Origin of the sequence: Pseudomonas sp. BN417 (genome assembly GCF_029871205.1) — a bacterium.
Classification (GTDB): domain Bacteria; phylum Pseudomonadota; class Gammaproteobacteria; order Pseudomonadales; family Pseudomonadaceae; genus Metapseudomonas.
In genome coordinates this window covers 33,240-51,296 of record NZ_SSOJ01000125.1, presented here as the reverse complement: position 1 = coordinate 51,296, position 18,057 = coordinate 33,240, and the positions used below count along the sequence as shown (strand labels likewise).

General features: G+C 65.8%; 19 protein-coding genes. 12 read left to right on the top strand and 7 right to left on the bottom strand.

The window, feature by feature from the left end; translation table 11 throughout:
- Positions 1-285 precede the first annotated feature (285 nt).
- Positions 286-1,410 (bottom strand): endonuclease/exonuclease/phosphatase family protein, encoded by a 1,125-nt coding sequence (locus tag E8F11_RS16115; protein WP_280289843.1) that lies wholly within the window; start codon positions 1,408-1,410, stop codon positions 286-288.
- Between the two features lie 49 nt (positions 1,411-1,459).
- Here E8F11_RS16115 and E8F11_RS16110 point away from each other — a divergent pair, with 49 nt between their 5' ends.
- Positions 1,460-1,708 (top strand): CDGSH iron-sulfur domain-containing protein, encoded by a 249-nt coding sequence (locus E8F11_RS16110; RefSeq protein ID WP_280289842.1) that lies wholly within the window; start codon positions 1,460-1,462, stop codon positions 1,706-1,708.
- Between the two features lie 13 nt (positions 1,709-1,721).
- Complete coding sequence (locus E8F11_RS16105) at positions 1,722-2,522, top strand: transporter substrate-binding domain-containing protein (protein WP_280289841.1); 801 nt, start codon at positions 1,722-1,724, stop codon at positions 2,520-2,522.
- On the opposite strand, the gene E8F11_RS16100 is transcribed toward E8F11_RS16105, so the two are convergent.
- The 4 genes from E8F11_RS16100 to E8F11_RS16085 form a co-directional block, all read right to left on the bottom strand.
- Entirely contained in the window at positions 2,516-2,953 is a 438-nt protein-coding gene (locus E8F11_RS16100) for a VOC family protein (RefSeq protein WP_280289840.1), read from the bottom strand. The two genes, E8F11_RS16105 and E8F11_RS16100, sit on opposite strands and share 7 nt — an antisense overlap.
- A gap of 103 nt (positions 2,954-3,056) precedes the next feature.
- Positions 3,057-3,719, bottom strand: coding sequence for a YciC family protein (locus E8F11_RS16095; protein ID WP_280289839.1), 663 nt, complete (start codon positions 3,717-3,719; stop codon positions 3,057-3,059).
- Between the two features lie 202 nt (positions 3,720-3,921).
- A complete protein-coding gene (locus E8F11_RS16090) occupies positions 3,922-4,647 on the bottom strand; it encodes a transporter substrate-binding domain-containing protein (RefSeq protein ID WP_280289838.1) in 726 nt (241 codons plus the stop codon).
- 156 nt (positions 4,648-4,803) lie between these two features.
- Positions 4,804-5,376: a cysteine hydrolase family protein gene (locus E8F11_RS16085; RefSeq protein ID WP_280289837.1), complete on the bottom strand. Its 573-nt coding sequence runs from the start codon at positions 5,374-5,376 to the stop codon at positions 4,804-4,806.
- Positions 5,377-5,461: 85 nt separating this feature from the next.
- On the opposite strand from E8F11_RS16085, the gene E8F11_RS16080 reads away from it, so the two are divergent.
- Positions 5,462-5,941, top strand: coding sequence for an NYN domain-containing protein (locus tag E8F11_RS16080; protein ID WP_280289836.1), 480 nt, complete (start codon positions 5,462-5,464; stop codon positions 5,939-5,941).
- Positions 5,942-5,966: 25 nt separating this feature from the next.
- Entirely contained in the window at positions 5,967-6,578 is a 612-nt protein-coding gene (locus tag E8F11_RS16075) for a 3'-5' exonuclease (protein ID WP_280289835.1), read from the top strand.
- Between the two features lie 122 nt (positions 6,579-6,700).
- Here E8F11_RS16075 and E8F11_RS16070 read toward each other — a convergent pair whose 3' ends face one another.
- Positions 6,701-7,180 (bottom strand): Lrp/AsnC family transcriptional regulator, encoded by a 480-nt coding sequence (locus tag E8F11_RS16070; RefSeq protein WP_280289834.1) that lies wholly within the window; start codon positions 7,178-7,180, stop codon positions 6,701-6,703.
- 161 nt (positions 7,181-7,341) lie between these two features.
- On the opposite strand from E8F11_RS16070, the gene yedA reads away from it, so the two are divergent.
- The 8 genes from yedA to E8F11_RS16030 all read left to right on the top strand — a co-directional run bounded on the left by yedA (position 7,342) and on the right by E8F11_RS16030 (position 17,438).
- Positions 7,342-8,268 carry a drug/metabolite exporter YedA gene (yedA, locus tag E8F11_RS16065; protein WP_280289833.1) on the top strand — a complete coding sequence of 309 codons (927 nt, stop codon included), beginning with the start codon at positions 7,342-7,344 and terminating at the stop codon, positions 8,266-8,268.
- Between the two features lie 61 nt (positions 8,269-8,329).
- Positions 8,330-9,649, top strand: a complete 1,320-nt coding sequence (locus E8F11_RS16060; RefSeq protein ID WP_280289832.1) for a DEAD/DEAH box helicase — start codon at positions 8,330-8,332, stop codon at positions 9,647-9,649.
- 622 nt (positions 9,650-10,271) lie between these two features.
- The gene (locus E8F11_RS16055) at positions 10,272-11,096 is read left to right on the top strand and encodes a helix-turn-helix transcriptional regulator (protein WP_280289831.1); all 825 of its coding nucleotides are present in this window, start codon (positions 10,272-10,274) and stop codon (positions 11,094-11,096) included.
- A gap of 624 nt (positions 11,097-11,720) precedes the next feature.
- Positions 11,721-12,839 (top strand): ABC transporter ATP-binding protein, encoded by a 1,119-nt coding sequence (locus E8F11_RS16050; protein WP_280289830.1) that lies wholly within the window; start codon positions 11,721-11,723, stop codon positions 12,837-12,839.
- Between the two features lie 51 nt (positions 12,840-12,890).
- Positions 12,891-14,036 carry a spermidine/putrescine ABC transporter substrate-binding protein gene (locus E8F11_RS16045; RefSeq protein ID WP_280289829.1) on the top strand — a complete coding sequence of 382 codons (1,146 nt, stop codon included), beginning with the start codon at positions 12,891-12,893 and terminating at the stop codon, positions 14,034-14,036.
- Positions 14,037-14,226: 190 nt separating this feature from the next.
- On the top strand, positions 14,227-15,138 hold the full coding sequence (locus E8F11_RS16040) for an ABC transporter permease (RefSeq protein WP_280289827.1): 912 nt from the start codon (positions 14,227-14,229) through the stop codon (positions 15,136-15,138).
- The gene (locus E8F11_RS16035) at positions 15,138-15,950 is read left to right on the top strand and encodes an ABC transporter permease (RefSeq protein ID WP_280289826.1); all 813 of its coding nucleotides are present in this window, start codon (positions 15,138-15,140) and stop codon (positions 15,948-15,950) included. Before E8F11_RS16040 ends, E8F11_RS16035 begins: the two co-directional genes overlap by 1 nt.
- A gap of 18 nt (positions 15,951-15,968) precedes the next feature.
- The gene (locus E8F11_RS16030; RefSeq protein ID WP_280289825.1) at positions 15,969-17,438 is read left to right on the top strand and encodes an aldehyde dehydrogenase family protein; all 1,470 of its coding nucleotides are present in this window, start codon (positions 15,969-15,971) and stop codon (positions 17,436-17,438) included.
- A gap of 166 nt (positions 17,439-17,604) precedes the next feature.
- Here the strand turns inward: E8F11_RS16030 and E8F11_RS16025 are convergent, their stop codons facing one another.
- Positions 17,605-18,057: a PAS domain-containing protein gene (locus tag E8F11_RS16025; RefSeq protein WP_280289824.1), complete on the bottom strand. Its 453-nt coding sequence runs from the start codon at positions 18,055-18,057 to the stop codon at positions 17,605-17,607.

The following is an 18,057-nucleotide window of genomic DNA, read 5'->3' as shown; positions in this document are numbered from 1 at the left end:
TGCGGGCATTCCCCGGATTTCATCCGGGCTACCAAGCTGCTGGCCGGATGACCCGCTGGTGGCTGAGCCGAGGGCAAGGGCCAAGCCGAGGAAGTGAGCGCGGTGAATCGCACTCTTGTGGGGGCGATTTCAATCGCCAAGGGACGCGAAGCGGCCCCCGACAATCTGGAACGGCAGACCTTCGGTCTGCTTAGCGAATGAATTCGCCCCCACAGGTATGAACCTGTAGCCCGGATGCAATCCGGGAGCGATGGCGCCGGCATTGGCAACGCAGCGCCCGGCGGCTCAATGCGCAGGCGGCAGGAAGAACCGGGCCGTCAGTGGCAGGTGGTCGGAGATGCGCAGGGTATCGCGCTGGCGCACCCGTGCCTCGATGCGGGTCAGGCTGGGGCTGTGGAAGAGGTAGTCCAGGGTGCGGTCCGGGCCATTCACCCGCGGGTCGTTGGGGAAGTGGGTGAACCACTGCGCCTGTTGCGCGCCGCCGGCTTCCTCGACGCTGGGAATCATCGGATACCGGCTCCAGAGTGCCTTCAGCTCGCTCTCGGGGGCGTAGCGGCTGCGCTGGGCCGGCGCCAGGCGTTCGTACTGGCCGGGGGGGAGCTGGCTGAAGTCGCCGCCAAGCACCCAGGGCATCCCTTCTGAATGCAGCTGGTCGAGCAGGCCGCGGGTCATGGCCACCTGGCGTTTCAGGGTTTCCTGGTCGTCGGCCAGGGCATCCAGGTGAGTGTTGATCGCCGCCAGGCGGCCGCCGCCGCGGATCGGCAGGTAGCTCACCAGCAGGGCACGCTTCTTGTCGAACTGGCGGCTGACGGGGTCGTTGTCCGCCAGGGGCAGTTGCAGGCGTTCGGCACTCTCGATGCGGAAGCGGCTGAGGGTGGCCAGCTTCATGCCGACACTGCCGAGGATTCGCGGATGGGGCACGAAGGAAGCCTTCCAATAGAAGGCCTGGCTGGCGCAGGGATAGAGGTCGGCCAGGCGCTCCTGGAGCAGGGCCAGCTGGTCCTGGTAGTCGGTGGCCCGGGTGCCTTCGTGCAGTTCCTGCAGGTTGACGATGTCCGGCTGTTCCTCGCGAATCACCCGCACTGCTTCGTCCAGGCTGTAGGCCAGGTCCTCGGGGGTGGGGCGTTCATCCGGGCCTTTGCCGTCGGGCAGGTCGTAGTAGAAGACGTAGCGCTTGCCGGCCAGGTACTGCAGGTTCCAGGTCATCACCTTGAGCGCCTGGCCGGGCTGCAGTTGCGGCGCTTCCGCCAGGCAGGCGAGGGGAGCCGCTTCGCGCGCCGCCGGATGCCAGGTCAGCGCATAGATCAGGGCGACCAGGACAACGGCGAGGACCGACAGGCTGAGCAGGGCTAAACGCAGGACTCGGGACATCGGCAAAGGCTGGGAACTATGCTGGAAGAGGGCGAGCATACCCGAGAGGCCGCCGCGGCCCAACCCAAGCACGCCCGGGAGGAGTGCCGTGACCAGTGAGCCGCTGATCGCCCAGAAGGGCCCCTACGAAGTCGAGGTGGAAGCCGGCCAGGACTACTTCTGGTGTCGCTGCGGACGCAGTCAGCAACAGCCGTTCTGCGACGGTTCGCACAAGGGGACTGGCCTGGTCCCGCTCAAATTTCATGCAGAGGTTAGCGAAACCTTGTATTTCTGTGGTTGCAAACATAGCCATTCGCCTCCTTGCTGCGATGGTACCCACAACCAACTGAACGATTGATCCGGGAGCCGGCATGCCGCTGGGCGTAGTCCTCTGGTCATTGCTGTCCTCCCTTGCCAGGCCGAAACGCCACCGCTGCCTGGCGGTCCTGTTGCTGCTGCCTGGTCTCGTCGGGGCCGAGGAGCCGGTGCCGCTGCGGGTGATGACCGACTTCTGGCCACCCTTTCGCATCGCCGGCCCGGAGGGCGAGCTGCGCGGCCTGGACTTGGATCTGCTGAATGAACTCGGGCGCCGCACCGGGCTGCGCTTCGAGGTGCAGCGCGCGCCCTGGTCGCGGGGGTTGGCGGCCCTGGAGCGGGGTTCGGCGGACCTGATGACGGGCCTCGCCAGGACGCCCGAGCGCGAGCGCTACATCGACTATCTGGAACGCCCCTATTTCACCTGCGCGCCGCGCTTCTACAGCCGACCGGAGCTGGCCCAGGGCGTCACCGGTTATCCCCAGCTGAGCCACTACGACATCGGCTTCGTCCGGGGCTCGGCCTATTTCGAACCCTTCGATTCCGATACCGCATTGCACAAGGTCGGAGTCGCCAGCGAAGGGCAGTTGCTGGACATGCTGCGCCACAAGCGGCTGCAGCTGGTGATAGGCACCGACTGCCAGGTGGACTACGAACTGCTGCGCGACCCGCATCTGGCCGGGCGCATCGTCAAGCTGGCCTACCGGCCGCCGGCGCGCACCGAACTATTCCTCGGCTTCTCGCGCCAGCGGCCCCTGCAGGCCCAGCGACGGGCCATAGCCGAGGCCATGGGGCAGATGATCGATGAAGGCTGGGTCCTGGATGCCGCGCGGCGCTATCGCCGCGGCGCTCAGTGAGCGTGGGGCTCGACGTAGAGCTCGTAGCCAGGGTCCAGGGACATGTCCCAGAAGGCCGCCTCGATCTTGTGTCCGTCCAGGTCGCGGACGAAGCAACCGTAGTAGGGGGCGCCATACTCCGGGCGTGGGCCGGGGGCGCCGTCGTCCTGGGCGCCGGCGTCCAGCGCCGCCGCGAAGAAGGCCAGCACGGCTTCCTTGCTGGGGGCGAAGAAGCCGAAGTGGGTGCCGTTGCCGACACTGGCCGGGCGGCCGTCGATGGGCGTCTGGACCCAGAATTCCGGGTATTCGCGGCCGTAGGCCACGGCGCCGGGGTGTTCCATGATGCGCTTGCAGCCCAAGGTGGGCAGTACCTTGTCGTAGAAGGCGACGGCGCGCTCGAAGTCGTTGGTGCCCAGGGAGATATGGGACAGGATGCTGGGGTTCTCGGACATGCTGGAATCCTCCTTGAATGGACCAGCAAGCCTAGCAGGCGATTGAATAACTACTCCGCCGGCCTTCCCTCGCCACAGTTTGCAACAGCCTGCTGGACGCGGATCACTGCTCCGTCGCCCTCTCGGTCACCAGGGTGAACATCCGGTACAGGGCGACGCTGACGAACAGCTGGAAGAAGCTGTTGAAGCTCTCCAGCAGCACGGTGCCCACCGGGTCCGGGCTATCCCCCAGCTCGCCGTAGGCGAACCAGTCCACCAGCCAGATCGGTCCCATCACCAGCAGCACGCAGGACAGGATGGTGAAGAAATGCCCCTTGGTGAGCTCGAAGCTTTCCTTGATGGCGTCCAGCGGCGACTTGCCCTCCAGCACCAGCAGGTATTCAGCGAAGGCCAGCTTGATCATCACGTAGACGCCGGGAAGGATCAGCATCCAGACGCCGACCATGATCAGCAGGGTGCTGATGGCCGCCAGCACGGCGAAGGATGGCCAGCGGAACAGTGCCATCTCCATGACCTGCCTGGGCTTCAGGCGGATACGGTGGCTGCGGCTGTCGACGAAGATGATCAGCGCGCCGACGTAGACCGGATAGAACAGCATGCTGACCACTATGGACGCGCCCTGGGACTTGTCCGGGCCGAGCCAGGCGATCAGGCCCTGCTGGGAGATGGCTTCGATGAGGATCGCCGGCAGGCAGAGCAGGACGATCTCGCCGACGTTGCGGGAAAAGAAGTACCAAGAGTCGCGCAGCAGCTCAAACGGGTTCATCAGCGGGCATTCACATCTTGCGGCAGAAGGTCTTGCGCACTTTAGCCCAAGCCACGGCCGCCTCCAAAGGCAACCTCAGGCGGAACGATAGCGCAGTACCCGGTTGGGCAACGCCGGGAGCAGTCGGGCGAGGTCGGCGGTGGCCGCCTCCAGGGTGCACCATGGCGGGCCGGACGTGGTCAGGGTGCGTCATGACAAGGGCTCAGGGAGGGCTGAGGTCATCCAGTCCGGCTTCCGCCAGCACCTGGTGTTCGATTTGCTGCAGGCGGCCGCTCTTCGCCATGTGCTGCAGGACTTCCTCCAGGCGCGGCGCCAGCTCGCGATGGCGGGGATTGAGGTAGTGATGCATGGAGAAGCGCTCCAGCACCGGATGCAGGGGCTGGATGCCGCGCATGCCGTTCTGGCGCAGGAAGCACATGCCCGAGTAGTAATCCTCCACATGCACGTCGACGCGGCCGCCGGCCAGCTTGCGCATGCCATTCTCCACGCCGTTGGATGGCGACAGGCGGACCCCTTTCAGGCGAAGTTCCAGGGCCGCCTTGCCACGCTCGAAACCCACCAGGTAGGGCTTGAGGCTGGACCAGCCGCGCAGTTGCAGCGGGCGGTTGGCGAAGGCCACCGTATAGGATTCGAACAACGGGGTGCGGATCAGCAGCAGGTCGCTGCGCTGCTCGGAGATCAGGTTGGTGCGGCACAGTTCGCCGTCATTCAGGCCGCGTTCGGCGTACTGCAGCGCACGGGCAGCCGGCGCGGCGCGGGTTTCGATGCTGATGCCCAGCTGGCCGTAAGCTTCCACCAGGATGCGCTGGCAGATCTGGAACAGTGGCAGGCCCTGGTCGGGGAAGGCACTGAATACCAGGCGAGCTTCGGCATGGCCAGGGGAGGAGAGCAGCAGCAGGGCGAGCAGCCAGCATCCATGGGCGCGCATCGGATTATTGCCTGGGGCACGGCCTGCGCTGGAGTGACTGCTTGACGACGCCGCCTGCCATGGCGGGCGCCTTGCTCCCTGCAACAGGCCCATGCGGTGGGTCTCGGCGTATTCCCCGTTCTGAGGATCCGCGGGGTTAGCTGCAACTATAGACGTCTACTGTAAGGGCGTCGGTCCGCTCGCCAGCAGCGCCTCGGCCCGGACCACCTCGGCGTACTCGCCATGCAGGTTGGCCATGGCCATGTCGTGCACTTCCTCGGCGCTGCGCGGGCGACCGGCGAAGTCGGGCTTGGCGAAGGTGTAGCAGGCGTCTGTCACCACGGTCGTGGCGAAGCCCAGGTTGCCGGCGCTGCGCGCCGTGGCTTCCACCGAGTTCTCGCTGGCCACGCCCACTACCACCACCGCCTCGATGCCGCGCACCCGCAGCCAGCGCTCCAGGCCGCTGTTGGCGAAGGCATCGGGGACATTCTTCTCCAGCACCTGCTCGCGCTCTCGTGGCGCCAGCTCCGGCTGGAACAGCGCGCCGGGCTGGCCCGGGGCGAATACCGAATCCGCCTCGCGGGAAATGTGGCGGATATGCACCAGCGGCCAGCCGGCCCGGCGCCAGTGCGCCAGCAGTGCGGCGATTTGGGTTTCGGCGTCAGGGTTGTTGCGGGGCCGGTCCAGGCGTCGGATGCCTTGTTGCTGATCGATGATCAGCAGGGCACCTGGCGAGTTCTGCGCGGTCATATCCACTTTCCACTCCCTGAGGCTGGCATACTGGCCGCAATCTACCCCTATCGAGCCGCCGCCAGCCAGCTGCCGAGGTATCGCGTTGAAGAAAATCGCAGTGTTCGCCGACGTGCAGAACCTCTATTACACGGTGCGCCACGCCTATGGCTGTCACTTCGACTACAGCGTTTTCTGGCAGAGCGTCAGCGCCGAAGGCGAGATAGTCGAAGCCAACGCCTATGCCATCGACCGTGGCGACCCCAAGCAACAGCAGTTCCAGCAGATACTGCGCAACCTCGGCTTCCGGGTGAAGCTCAAGCCTTTCATCCAGCGCAGCGATGGTTCGGCCAAGGGCGACTGGGACGTCGGCATCACCATCGACGTGCTCGACGCAGCGCCCCGGGTGGACCAGGTGGTACTGGCCTCGGGCGACGGCGATTTCGACCTTCTGCTGGAGCGGGTGGCCCAAGCCCATGGCGTCGAGACCCTGGTCTATGGCGTGCCCGGCCTGACCGCGCAATCCCTGATCCGTGCCGCCGACCGCTACCTGCCCATCGAAGGCAACCTGCTGCTGCGCAACTGAGCCCCATCCCGACCTGGAATCACCCGTGGACCCCATAGCTGTAATCGACTTCGAAACCACCGGCATCACGCCGGGCAACGACTGCCGCGCTACCGAGATAGGCGTGGTCATCCTCGACGGCGGGCGCATAGTCGACCGCTACCAGAGCCTGATGAACGCCGGCATCCCGGTACCCCCCTTCATCCAGAACCTCACCGGCATCAGCACCGCCATGCTGCGGGAGGCGCCACCCGTGGCGCAGGTGATGAAGGAGGCGGCCGACTTCATCGGTGACCTGCCGCTGCTGGCGCACAACGCCTCCTTCGACCAGAAGTTCTGGGACTTCGAACTGGCGCGCATCGGCCGCACCCGCCGCCAGGCCTTCGCCTGCTCCCTGCTGCTGGCGCGGCGCCTGCTGCCCGAGGCGCCCAACCACAAGCTCGGCACCCTCAACGCCTGGGCGCGCCTGCCCAATACCGGCAAGGCTCACCGCGCCCTGGCGGATGCCGAGATGGCAGCCAACCTCACCCTGCACCTGGCCGGTCGCCTGCGGGACATGCATGGGATCAACGAAGTCTCGCACCAGCTGTTCTGCAGCCTGCAGAAGGTGCCGGCGGCGAAGATTCCCGAAGCGCTGAGGCGACATCGGGCAGGGTGAGGCAGCGCGTTACCGTAGATTGGTGCCGAGCGGAGCGAGGCCCAACATTTTCGGGCGCAGAGGCTCTGGGCGTTGGGCTTCGCAGGCTCAGCACCAACCTACGTGAGCTTCGGCGTGTAGCTTCAACCCTTCACTGTCCGCAGCGTCTCCACCTTCGCCCCGCGCTCCTGCAGCACCCCGGGAATCCTTTGCTCGAAGGGCGTGGAGAGGATCAGCGAAGTCTTGGTCGCGCCAAACTTGCCGATCTGGTCGATCAGATCCTGCAGTTCCGGCATCGAGGCCACGGCGGCCTTGATCAGCAGGCAGGCATCGCCGGTGACACGGTGACAGAGGTTGAGTTGCGGAATATCTTCCAGTGCTTCCTGGGTCCGCTTGTAGTCGCGATCGGTGATGCGCAGTTCGATCACGCATTCGATGGGCAGCCCCACTTTCGCCAGGTCCACACTGGCGTGGTAGCCGGTGATGATCCCGGCGGCCTCCAGCTTGGCCACCCGGTCGGCCACCGCCGGCGGCGAGAGGTTGACCCGGCGTGCCAGGTCGGCGAAGGACGCGCGGCCATTCTCGATAAGCGCCGCAAGCAGCAGGCGGTCGTACTTGTCCACAGGACCTCCGAAATCAGCCTCTGTCGAATCAACGGCAGAGGATCAAGAAAACAGTGCTTTCCAAGGTTAATAACGCAATGAATAAGGCTTTCGTCCTTATTCCGCGCTCATCACCTTACTTAGAATAGACACTTCAATCCTGCCTGTGTCGAGTTCCGATCATGCCTGCGCGCCGCGTTCCCCTTCTGCTGATAGGTGCCTTCATCGCCCTCTACCTGATCTGGGGCTCCACCTACCTCGCGATCCGCATCGGCGTCGAGTCCTGGCCGCCGCTGTTGATGGCCGGCATCCGCTTCGTGGTCGCCGGTGCCCTGATGTACGGCTTCCTGCGCTGGCGCGGGGTGCCCAACCCGAGCTGGCAGGAATGGAAGTCCGCCGCCGCCATCGGTTTCCTCCTGCTCAGCTGCGGCAATGGCGGCGTGACCCTGGCCGAGGACCTGGGCGTGGCCTCGGGCGTCGCGGCCCTGGCCGTGGCCACCGTGCCGCTGTTCGCCCTGCTGCTCGGGCTGATCTGGGGGCAGCGCACCACGCGCCTGGAATGGTCCGGCATCCTCCTCGGGCTGGTCGGCATCGGCCTGCTCAACCTGGGTTCCAACCTCCAGGCCAGCCCGCTGGGTGCGGTGCTGATCATCTTCGCTGCGGCGGCCTGGTCCTTCGGCTCCATGTGGAGCAAGAACCTCAAGCTGCCCGCCGGCCCCATGGCCAGTGCCGTGGAAATGCTCGCTGGCGGCGTTGCCTTGTTGGCCGGCAGCCTGCTCAGCGGCGAGCGCATGGTCGCCGCGCCCACCGCCGCCGGCTGGGGCGCGCTGGTCTATCTGATCGTCTTCGGCTCGATCATCGCCTTCAGCTCCTATCTCTACCTGCTGAAGAACGTGCGCCCGGCCGCGGCCACCAGCTATGCCTACGTCAACCCTGTGGTGGCGGTGCTATTGGGTATCGGCTTCGCCGGCGAGACCGTCGGCATCGAGGAAGGCCTGGCCATGCTGGTGATCATCGGCGCCGTGGTGTTGATCGGCCTGCCGCAATGGCGCGAGCGCAAGGAAGAGCAGGTGCGCAAGGCCCAAGGGCTGCAAGAGCAGACCAACTGATCCCGGAGGGCCGGGGCGGCCTGCTAGAATCGCGGCTTTTCCGCATACTACGGCTGCCCCCATGACCTTCGCTTCCCTCGGCCTGATCGAACCCCTGCTGCGCGCGACCGAAGCGCTCGGCTACCAGACCCCATCGCCGGTGCAGGCCGAGGCGATTCCCGCCGTCCTCAAGGGCCGCGACCTGATGGCCGCGGCCCAGACCGGCACCGGCAAGACCGCCGGCTTTGCCCTGCCGCTGTTGCAGCGCCTGACCCAGGAAGGCCCGCAGGTGGCCAGCAACTCGGTACGCGCCCTGGTGTTGGTGCCCACCCGTGAGCTGGCCGAACAGGTCAACGAGAGCTTCCGCGTCTATGGCCAGCACTTGCCGCTGCGCAATTACGCGGTGTACGGCGGAGTGAGCATCAACCCGCAGATGATGAAGCTGCGCAAGGGCATCGACATCCTGGTCGCCACGCCCGGCCGGCTGCTCGACCTCTATCGGCAGAACGCGGTGAAGTTCGACCAGCTGCAGGCGCTGGTGCTGGACGAGGCCGACCGCATGCTCGACCTGGGCTTCGCCCGTGAGCTGGACGAACTCTTCGCCGCATTGCCGAAGCGCCGCCAGACCCTGCTGTTCTCCGCCACCTTCTCCGACGCCATTCGCCAGATGGCCCGCGAGCTGCTGCGCAACCCGCTGTCCATCGAGGTCAGCCCGCGCAACGCGGCGGCCAAGAGCGTGCGCCAGTGGCTGATCCCGGTGGACAAGAAGCGCAAGAGTGAACTCTTCGTGCACCTGCTGGGCGAGCGTAACTGGGGCCAGGTGCTGGTCTTCGCCAAGACCCGCAAGGGCGTCGACCAGCTGGTAGACGAGCTCCAGGCCCAGGGCGTCAGCGCCGACGCCATCCATGGCGACAAGCCGCAGCCGTCCCGCCTGCGCGCGTTGCAGCGGTTCAAGGACAATGAAGTACAGGTGCTGGTGGCCACCGATGTGGCGGCCCGTGGCCTGGATATCGACGACCTGCCCCTGGTGGTCAATTTCGACCTGCCCATAGTGGCCGAGGACTATGTCCACCGCATCGGCCGCACCGGCCGCGCCGGCGCCACCGGCGAGGCGGTATCCCTGGTCTGCGCCGACGAGGTGCAATTGCTGGCTGCCATCGAGGTGCTGACGCGTCAGACCTTGCAACGCCGCGAAGAGCCGGGCTTCATCCCCGACCACCGGGTGCCGCAGACCGACGCCAGCGGCCAGGTGCTGAAGAAGCCTAAGAAACCCAAGAAGCCCAAGGAGCCCCAGGCCAGTGCCGGCAAGGCGGCGGCCCTCGGCCGCTGGATCGACAGCGAGAAGCCCAAGGTCAAGGCGGTGCGCAAGGCACCGGGCTTCGGCAAGGCGAAGAAAGGTTGAGGGAGTTCGCTTGGAGTCTTGTTGCTCAGTTCATTACTGAGTGGGTTTCGTATCTCTGTTTCGCCTCCCGGCGAGTCACTTCTGGCAGTCGCCCCAGAAGTAACCAAGAGGGCTTGCCCCTGCATCCGGCCCCAGCTTCGCCGGGGTTCCCTCTCTCCATCGCTGTTCCAGGGGCACGGCGCGAAGGGCCATCCATGGCCCTGCGCGCCTCTCGCGGCATCCATGCCGCTCATCCCCTTACACAGCGATTCCGCTCGGCCTCCTGAAGGGGCGAAGTCCTCGCCCCACCTTTCTCTTTCTGGCTCCAGACCTGTTTGGGCTTCAGACTTGTTTGGCCCTTGCCAGCGCGAGTCACCCCTCTACCGCTTGCGGGAGAGGGGCTGGGGGAGAGGGCCGTACCCGGCTGCGCGGACCTACCCAAATATGAACCACCCCTTTTGTGGCATTGGGTGACGCCTTCCGGGGCAGCAGCTACCCGGACGGAAGAGGGCGGCCGGCAGCCATCCCCGCGCCAGAGCGGCTGGCAGGGCTTTCAGGATATTGGCTCACTTCCTGCATTTTTGTGCGAAATGCTGAACGCCTATAGTGATTGAAGCGCAGCCCAACCTCAGGCACTTCCCCCATGCGCCACAAGGAACTCAAGCACTGGACCTCCGGTGTCGCCCACCTGCTTGCCCAACCGGCAGGCCGGGCCCGGCTGCTCGGGCTCAGCCAATGGCTGCAGCAGGTCTGCCATATCGACCATTTCGTGCTCTTCGTCTATGAAGGCAACCACCGGCCACTGGCCCTGTTCGACACCTTTCCGCCGGACAAGCGCCACGTCTACGTCGAGGACTACCAGGTCGGCCCCTACCTGCTCGATCCCTTCTACCTCGCCTGCACCCGCAACCAGGCCCCCGGCCTCTGGCGCCTGCGCCAGTTCGCCCCGGACCATTTCTACCTGGGCGAGTACTACGTCACCTACTACCAGCAGACCGGCCTGACCGAGGAGATCGCCTTCTTCGTCGACCTGGCCGAGGGCGCCAAGGCGGTGCTTTCGCTGATGCGCAGCACTTGCAGCCCGGCGTACAGCCGCGACGAGATGCAATTGCTGGATTGCGCCCAGCCGGTGGTGGAGCAAGTGGTGAACGAAGCCTGGGAGCTCTGCCGCGCCCATGCGCCGCGCCCGGTGCAGGACCTGGACTACAAGATCCGCGAAGCCTTCGACCAGTTCGGCGCCCATGTGCTGACGGCCCGCGAACAGGAAGTGGTGCAGATGCTTCTGCGCGGCCACTCCAGCGCCTCGGTGGCCGAACACCTGGCCATCAGCCCGGGCACGGTGAAGATCCACCGCAAGAACATCTACGCCAAGCTCGGCATCGGCAGCCAGTCGGAGCTGCTCGGCCTCTTCGTCCGCGACCTGGCCGGCCAGCGCGACGATCCGGAACCCTTGCGGACGGCGGTCTAGCCTTATTTCCAAAGGCGATTAGTGGCTGGCTGATCAATAACCGTACAGCCTGATGCAGGCCAGCCGCCATCGGCCTTGCGTGGTGATGCCCACGACTTATCCACAGTTATTTGCACAGAATTTGTGGGCAGTGGTGTCGACGGGGAGATGCCTTTTTTGCAGGGGCGAATGAATTCGCCCCTGCAAGGTCGTGTGCTCAAAAACCGAGCACTTGCTTGAAACCCTCGCCCCAAGGGCTCTGCAGCCAGTCATCCACGAGTTATCCACAGTCGGTCCCACAGAAATTGTGGGTAGCTGTGAGGAGCGGAAACGCTGTAGGAGCGAATTCATTCGCGAAGCAGGCCGCAGGCCTGCCCTTAGGATTACCAGGGGCTGCTGCGCAGCCCATCGCGAATGAATTCGCTCCCACGAGTGGTCTTGTCTGTAGGTTCTGTTCAAGAAACAGGCAATGGCTTCGAGCCCACGCGCCAGGTGGCCTGGGGACAGTAACTCATAACTTATCCACACCTCGCTCCACAGTTTCTGTGGAAGTCTCGCCTATCCCCCAAGGGATATATACAGCCGAAAACCGCTATAGCTAGCCTGTTGCCACATGCCAAGAACACCTGGAACAAGGGGCCGGCCGTGAGCGATGCAAGCGAGTTCATCGATATCGAGTTCCGCAATGTGGTCAAGCGCTATGGCGCGGTGGCGGCGGTCAACGGCCTGAACTTCAAGGTGCGGCGCGGCTCCTTCCATTCCTTCCTCGGCAGCTCCGGCTGCGGCAAGACTACTACCCTGCGGATGATCGCCGGCTTCGAGCAGCCCACCGCCGGCGAGGTGTTGCTGGCCGGGCAATCGGTGGCCGGGGTGCCGGCGCACCAGCGGCCGGTGAACATGGTGTTCCAGAGTTATGCACTGTTCCCGCACCTCTCCGTGGCGGAGAACATCGCCTACGGCCTGCGTTATCACCAGCCGCGCCCGGACCGCGCCGGGCAGCGCCGCCTGGCCGACCAGGCGCTGGAGATGGTGCGCCTGTCCGGCTTCGGCCAGCGCAAGCCCCATGAGCTCTCGGGCGGCCAGCAGCAGCGGGTGGCGCTGGCCCGCGCCCTGGTCAACAAGCCCACGGTGCTGCTGCTGGACGAACCCCTGGCGGCGCTTGACCGCAAGCTACGCAAGGAAATGCAGTCCGAGCTGCTGCGCCTGCAGCGCGAGGTGGGCATCACCTTCGTGCTGGTCACCCATGACCAGGAAGAGGCGCTGTCCATGAGCGACAGCATCAGCGTCATGCAGGACGGCCAGATACTCCAGAGCGCCAGCCCCGAGCAGCTCTACGAGACCCCGGCGAGCCGCTACGTGGCCGACTTCATCGGCGAGTCCAACCTGTTCGACGGCACGGTACGGCGCATCGAAGGCAGCCGCGTGACGCTGGAAACCTCCCACGGCCTGCAGCTGGCCAGCCCGCAGACGCCCACCGGCCCGGCGCTCAAGGCATCCGAGCCGGGCTGCATCGCCGTGCGCCCGGAACTGATCGCCATTGGCGCCGCGCAGGAGGCGCTGCCCCGCGAGGTCAGCCTGCCCGGCCAGGTGGTGGACCGCATCTACCTCGGCAACCTCACCGAATACCGGGTACGCACCGAGCCCTTCGGCATCGTCTGCGTGCGCGTGCCGCGCCATGGCCAGCATGAGCGCGCGGCCTTCGAGCATGGCACCCCGGTACGAATCGGCTGGGATCAGGCCAGCGGGCTGGCGATGACCTTGTAGTGACGTAGTACGGAACGGACAACAGCAACCACTCACAGGCGGGTAGCAGCAATGGATCGGAAAGACTTCATCAAGCAACTGCGCAGTTGGCAGAACGGCTCCATCAGCCGTCGCGAGTTCCTCGGCCGCACCGGCCTGGGCCTGGCCATGGCGGTGATGGCCGCCAACATGCCGGGCCTGCTGACCGGCAATCGGGCCTTCGCCGCCGAGAAGGGCTCCATCGGCGACCGCGTGGTGCTGGCCACCTGGCCCAACTACCACAATGCCGAGAACTTCGCCGCCTTCGCCGAGCAGACCGGCGCCCAGGTGCAGATGAACGTGTTCGGCTCCAACGAAGAGATGCTCGCCAAGCTCCAGGCCGGCGGCAGCGGCTGGGACGTCTTCGTGCCCACCAACTACACCATCAGCACCTATGCCGAGCTGGGCCTGATCGAGCCGCTGGACCTGGCGCGCATCCCCAACTTCGACCCGGCCTCCTTTGAAAAGCGCTTCATGGAGCAGGGCGTAGTCAACGGCAAGACTTACGCCGTGCCCAAGGACTGGGGCACCACCGGCTTCGTCTACGACAGCAAGAAGCTCAAGGCCAAGCCCACCACCTGGAAGGAGTTCTGGGATCTCGCCAAGGGCGAAGCCACCGGCCGGGTGATGGTCCACGACTACCAGCTGACCGTGATCGGCAATGCCCTCAAGGCGTACGGCTACAGCTTCAACTCGATCGACCCGAAGGAGATGGCCGACGCCGAGAAGTTGCTGCTGGAGGTCAAGCCGCATCTCTTCGCCATCAACTCCGACTACCAGCCGTCCATGCGAAACGGCGATGCCTGGATGGCCATGTGCTGGACCGGCGATGCCTCGCAACTGCACCGCGACCTTCCGCAGATGCAGTACGTGCTGGGCCGCGAGGGGGGCGAGATATGGAGCGACTTCTTCGCCATTCCGAAGAGCGCCGAACGGCCTGATGCGGCCTATGCGCTGATCAACTTCCTGCTCGACCCGCAGGTGAACAAGCTCGAGGTGGAGGCCCACGGCTACCCCAGCGGCGACAAGCGCGTGGATGCGCTGCTGCCCGAGACCATGCTCGACGACCCGATCATGTACCCGGCCGCCGACCTGCTCAGCGCCCTGGAGTTCGGCGCCGCGGCGACGCTGACCAGTCCGGCGCGGGCGGAGCTGATGGCGCGCTTCAAGGCGGCGTGATCGAGCGCCCCTCCACTCGGTAGGGGGCCTGGGAGCCTGTGGACCCTCTCCCCGGCCCCGCTCTGCGCCCCGGCCTGATCGCTTCGCGCTCAGTCGCGAATCGGCACCGGAAGCAGTGCTTCCGAGAGCGTGCCTCTCGCCCCTGAAGGGAGAGGGAGATAGTTGCACCGTGCGGATCAAGGAATCCTCCATGAACATTGCTCTCAGCGCCCCTGCGCTGGCCGATGCGGGCCAGGTCGCGCCGGTCGAAAGCCGAAGCCTCGGCCGACGCGTCACGCTGCTCCTGCTGTTGCCGTCCACCCTCTGGTTCCTGCTGCTGCTCCTGCTGCCGCTGGTGATCATCCTGGTCTTCAGCCTGGGCGAGCGCAGCCCGGTGGGCGGCTACAGCGCGGCCCTGACGCTGGAGAACTACCTGAACCTCGGCTCCCGGGCCAAGGCCTTCTACAACACCTTGCTGCTCGCCCCGCTCGGCACCCTGGTGTGTTTGGTGGCGGCCTACCCGCTGGCCTACTTCCTGGCCGTGAAGGTGCAGCGCAGCCGTTCCCTGCTGCTGACCCTGGTGATAGTGCCGTTCTGGACCAGCTTCCTGATCCGCACCTACGCCTGGATCTTCATCCTCGGCGGCAAGGGCATCCCGGCGCTGCTGGCCATGGTCGGACTGGACGACGTGCGCCTGATCAACAGCCCGAGCGCGGTGCTGATCGGCATCGTCTACGGCTACCTGCCGCTGATGGTGTTCCCCATCTACGTCAGCCTGGAGAAGCTCGACAAGCGCCTGCTGGAAGCGTCCTCCGACCTCGGCGCCAGCGCCTTCGAGACCTTCCGCCGGGTGACCCTGCCGCTCTCCGCTCCCGGCGTCATCACCGGCTCCATGCTGGTGTTCATCCTGCTCATGGGCGAGTTCCTGATTCCCGCCATCCTCGGCGGCGGCAAGGTGTTCTTCGTCGGTAACGCGCTGGTGGACCTGTTCCTGCAATCGCGCAACTGGCCCTTCGGCAGCGCCGTGGCCATGACCCTGGTGGCGATGATGCTGCTCATCATCGCCCTCTACCTGAAACTGGTGGCGCGCTACGGCAAGCGCGGCACGGAGGGGATGCTCTGATGTGGCTGCGCAGTTACTCCACCTCGCTCTACCTGTTCCTTTACGCGCCCATCGCGCTGATCGTGCTGTTCTCCTTCAACGCCGGGCGCAGCGGGTTGTCCTTCGAATGCTGTTCGACCCAGTGGTTCGGCCGCGCCTTCGGCAACCCCTTCATCATGGAGGCACTCGGCACCAGCACCCTGATCGCCTTCTGCTCGGCAGTGATCGCCACGCTGTTCGGCACCCTGGCGGTGTTCGGCCTGCAGCGGGTGGGCCGGCGGGTGCGGTTGTTCTTCGATGCCCTGACCTACTGCGCCATCATCATCCCTGGCATCGTCATCGGCATCGCCACGCTGATCGCCTTCATCAGCCTGTTCGAAGTGGTCAACCCGCTGCTCGACCTGCTGCTGGGCGCCGGCCTGCCGCGCCTGCGCATGGGGCTGTTCACCGTGATCGCGGCGCACTCGCTGTTCACCATGGCGCTGGTGATGGTGATAGTCCGCACCCGTGTCGACGCCCTGGACCAGGCGCTGCTGGAGGCTTCTGCCGACCTCTACGCACCGCCGCTGGAAACCTTCCGCCGGGTGACCTTGCCGCAGATAGCACCGGCCATCCTCGCCGGCTTCCTCCTGGCCTTCACCTTCAGCTTCGACGATTTCATCATCGCCTTCTTCGTCGCCGGCTCGGAAACCACCCTGCCGATCTACATCTTCTCGTCGATCCGCCGGGGCATCACCCCGGAAATCAACGCCATCTCCACGGTGATCATCTGCGTCTCCCTGGCGCTGCTGTTCACCTCCCGCCATCTGCAGAACCGCCGCAGCGGCGCCTGAGCGCCCATGGAGCAAACCATGCGTGACCAGCTGTACATCAACGGCCAATGGGTCCGCCCCGACCTGGGCGGCTATTTCGAAGTGCTGGACCCCAGCAACGGCGACCTGATCCAGCGCGTGCCGGCGGCCACCGAGGAGGACATCGACCATGCCGTGCATGCCGCCCGCCAGGCCTTCAATCGCGGCTGGGGGCAAAGCAGCGGAGCCGAGCGCGCCGCCTGGCTGGAGGCCCTCGCCGCGGACCTGGAAAGCCGCCAGGACGCCCTGGCGGTGCTGGAGGTGCGCGACAACGGCAAGCCGCTGCCGGAGGCGCAATGGGATATAAGCGATGCCATCGGCTGCTTCCGCTACTACGCCGAGCTGGCGCGGGAGCTGGACGGCCGCCAGGACCAGCCCCTGGCACTGCCGGACGAGCGCTTCAGCTGCCGCGTCCGCTATGAGCCGGTGGGCGTGGCGGGGCAGATCATCCCCTGGAACTACCCGCTGCTGATGGCTGCCTGGAAGGTCGCCCCGGCCCTGGCGGCGGGCGCCACCTGCGTGCTCAAGCCCTCCGAGCTGACGCCCCTGACCGCCCTGGAACTGGCCGCTACCGCCGAGCGGGTCGGTCTGCCGTCTGGCGTACTGAACGTGGTCACGGGGTTGGGCAGCGAGGCGGGCGGTCCCCTCAGCCAGCATCCGGGAGTGGACAAGCTGGCTTTCACCGGCAGCGTGCCGACCGGGGCGAAGATCATGTCGGCGGCCGCTGCGGACATCAAGAACATCAGCCTGGAACTGGGCGGCAAGTCGGCCTTCGTCGTCTTCGACGACGCCGAGGTGGAGGCCGCGGTGGAATGGATCATGTTCGGCATCTTCTGGAACCAGGGCCAGGTGTGCAGCGCCACCTCGCGCCTGCTGGTGCAGGAGGGCATCGCCGGGCGCCTGATCGAACGCCTGGTGGAAGAGACGCGGCGCATCAGCATCGGGCCGGGCCTGGAGCGCGGCGTGTTGCTGGGGCCGCTGGTGAGCGCCGGGCAGCACCAGAAGGTCCTGGGCATGATCGAGCAGGGCCGCCAGGAGGCCAGCCTGCTCACCGGCGGCAAGCGACCGACGCACTTGTCCCACGGCTACTTCGTCGAGCCGGCGGTGTTCGCAGAGCCGGCAGACAACGCCCGCATCTGGCGCGAGGAAATCTTCGGCCCGGTGCTCTGTGTGAAGCGCTTCAAGACCGAGGCCGAGGCCCTGCGCCAGGCCAACGATAGCCGCTTCGGACTGGCCGCGGCCGTGATGAGCGCCGATCTGGAGCGCGCCGCGCGGGTGGCCAACGGATTGCGCGCCGGCATCGTCTGGGTCAACTGCTCGCAACCGACCTTCACGCAGGCGCCCTGGGGCGGCATGAAGCAGAGCGGCATCGGCCGCGAGCTGGGCCGCTGGGGCCTGGACAACTACCTGGAGGTGAAACAGATCACCGAGTATCGCAGCCAGGAGCCGTGGGGGTGGTACATAAAATGATCATCCCCCTCTTCCTCGGGAGGGGGCGAATGCGCTTTTCCTTGTGGGGGCGAATTCATTCGCTATGGGCAGCGCAGCTGCCCCAGTGGGATTCCAGAGGGCAGGCCTTCGGCCTGCTCAGCGATTGAAATCGCCCCCACAAGATTCCAGGGCCCTGGAGCAGGACCTATGCCCCGCCAGCCTCCGCCAACCGCTTCTTCAACCGCGCCACCTCGGTCATGTCGGTGATCACCAGACACACCCGCTCTACCTGTCCGCCGGCGGCGGCCAGCGGCAGCAGGGTGATGTTCTGGTACATGAAGTCTTCTTCGCCGGTGATGGGCCGGTAGTTCTCGAAGCGGATCAGATAGGGCCGCTGTTCCCACAGGCTGAAGGTGCGGGTGCCCAGTTGCAGCACGCTATCCACCTTGCGCCTGAGCCAGGTGCGGTCGATCTCCGGGAACAGCTCGAAGAGGTTCTTGCCGTGCACCCGGTCGGGGCCGAGGCCGGAATGGTTTTCCATGAAGCTGTTCCACACCTCGACCCGGTACTGGCGGTCCAGGACCACCACGCCGACGTCCAGGCACTGGACGATGTCGAGCAGCCAGTGGAGTTCCTTGAAATCGATCTGTGCCGGCAT

Excerpts from the sequence above, each read along its gene's own strand:
- E8F11_RS16115 (WP_280289843.1), bottom strand. The coding sequence starts at position 1,410 with ATGCTCGCCCTCTTCCAGCATAGTTCCCAGCCTTTGCCGATGTCCCGA.
- E8F11_RS16105 (WP_280289841.1), top strand. The coding sequence starts at position 1,722 with ATGCCGCTGGGCGTAGTCCTCTGGTCATTGCTGTCCTCCCTTGCCAGG.
- E8F11_RS16100 (WP_280289840.1), bottom strand. The coding sequence starts at position 2,953 with ATGTCCGAGAACCCCAGCATCCTGTCCCATATCTCCCTGGGCACCAAC.
- E8F11_RS16095 (WP_280289839.1), bottom strand. The coding sequence starts at position 3,719 with ATGAACCCGTTTGAGCTGCTGCGCGACTCTTGGTACTTCTTTTCCCGC.
- E8F11_RS16090 (WP_280289838.1), bottom strand. The coding sequence starts at position 4,647 with ATGCGCGCCCATGGATGCTGGCTGCTCGCCCTGCTGCTGCTCTCCTCC.
- E8F11_RS16085 (WP_280289837.1), bottom strand. The coding sequence starts at position 5,376 with ATGACCGCGCAGAACTCGCCAGGTGCCCTGCTGATCATCGATCAGCAA.
- yedA (WP_280289833.1), top strand. The coding sequence starts at position 7,342 with ATGCCTGCGCGCCGCGTTCCCCTTCTGCTGATAGGTGCCTTCATCGCC.
- E8F11_RS16060 (WP_280289832.1), top strand. The coding sequence starts at position 8,330 with ATGACCTTCGCTTCCCTCGGCCTGATCGAACCCCTGCTGCGCGCGACC.
- E8F11_RS16055 (WP_280289831.1), top strand. The coding sequence starts at position 10,272 with ATGCGCCACAAGGAACTCAAGCACTGGACCTCCGGTGTCGCCCACCTG.
- E8F11_RS16045 (WP_280289829.1), top strand. The coding sequence starts at position 12,891 with ATGGATCGGAAAGACTTCATCAAGCAACTGCGCAGTTGGCAGAACGGC.
- E8F11_RS16040 (WP_280289827.1), top strand. The coding sequence starts at position 14,227 with ATGAACATTGCTCTCAGCGCCCCTGCGCTGGCCGATGCGGGCCAGGTC.
- E8F11_RS16035 (WP_280289826.1), top strand. The coding sequence starts at position 15,138 with ATGTGGCTGCGCAGTTACTCCACCTCGCTCTACCTGTTCCTTTACGCG.
- E8F11_RS16030 (WP_280289825.1), top strand. The coding sequence starts at position 15,969 with ATGCGTGACCAGCTGTACATCAACGGCCAATGGGTCCGCCCCGACCTG.
- E8F11_RS16025 (WP_280289824.1), bottom strand. The coding sequence starts at position 18,057 with ATGCCGGCACAGATCGATTTCAAGGAACTCCACTGGCTGCTCGACATC.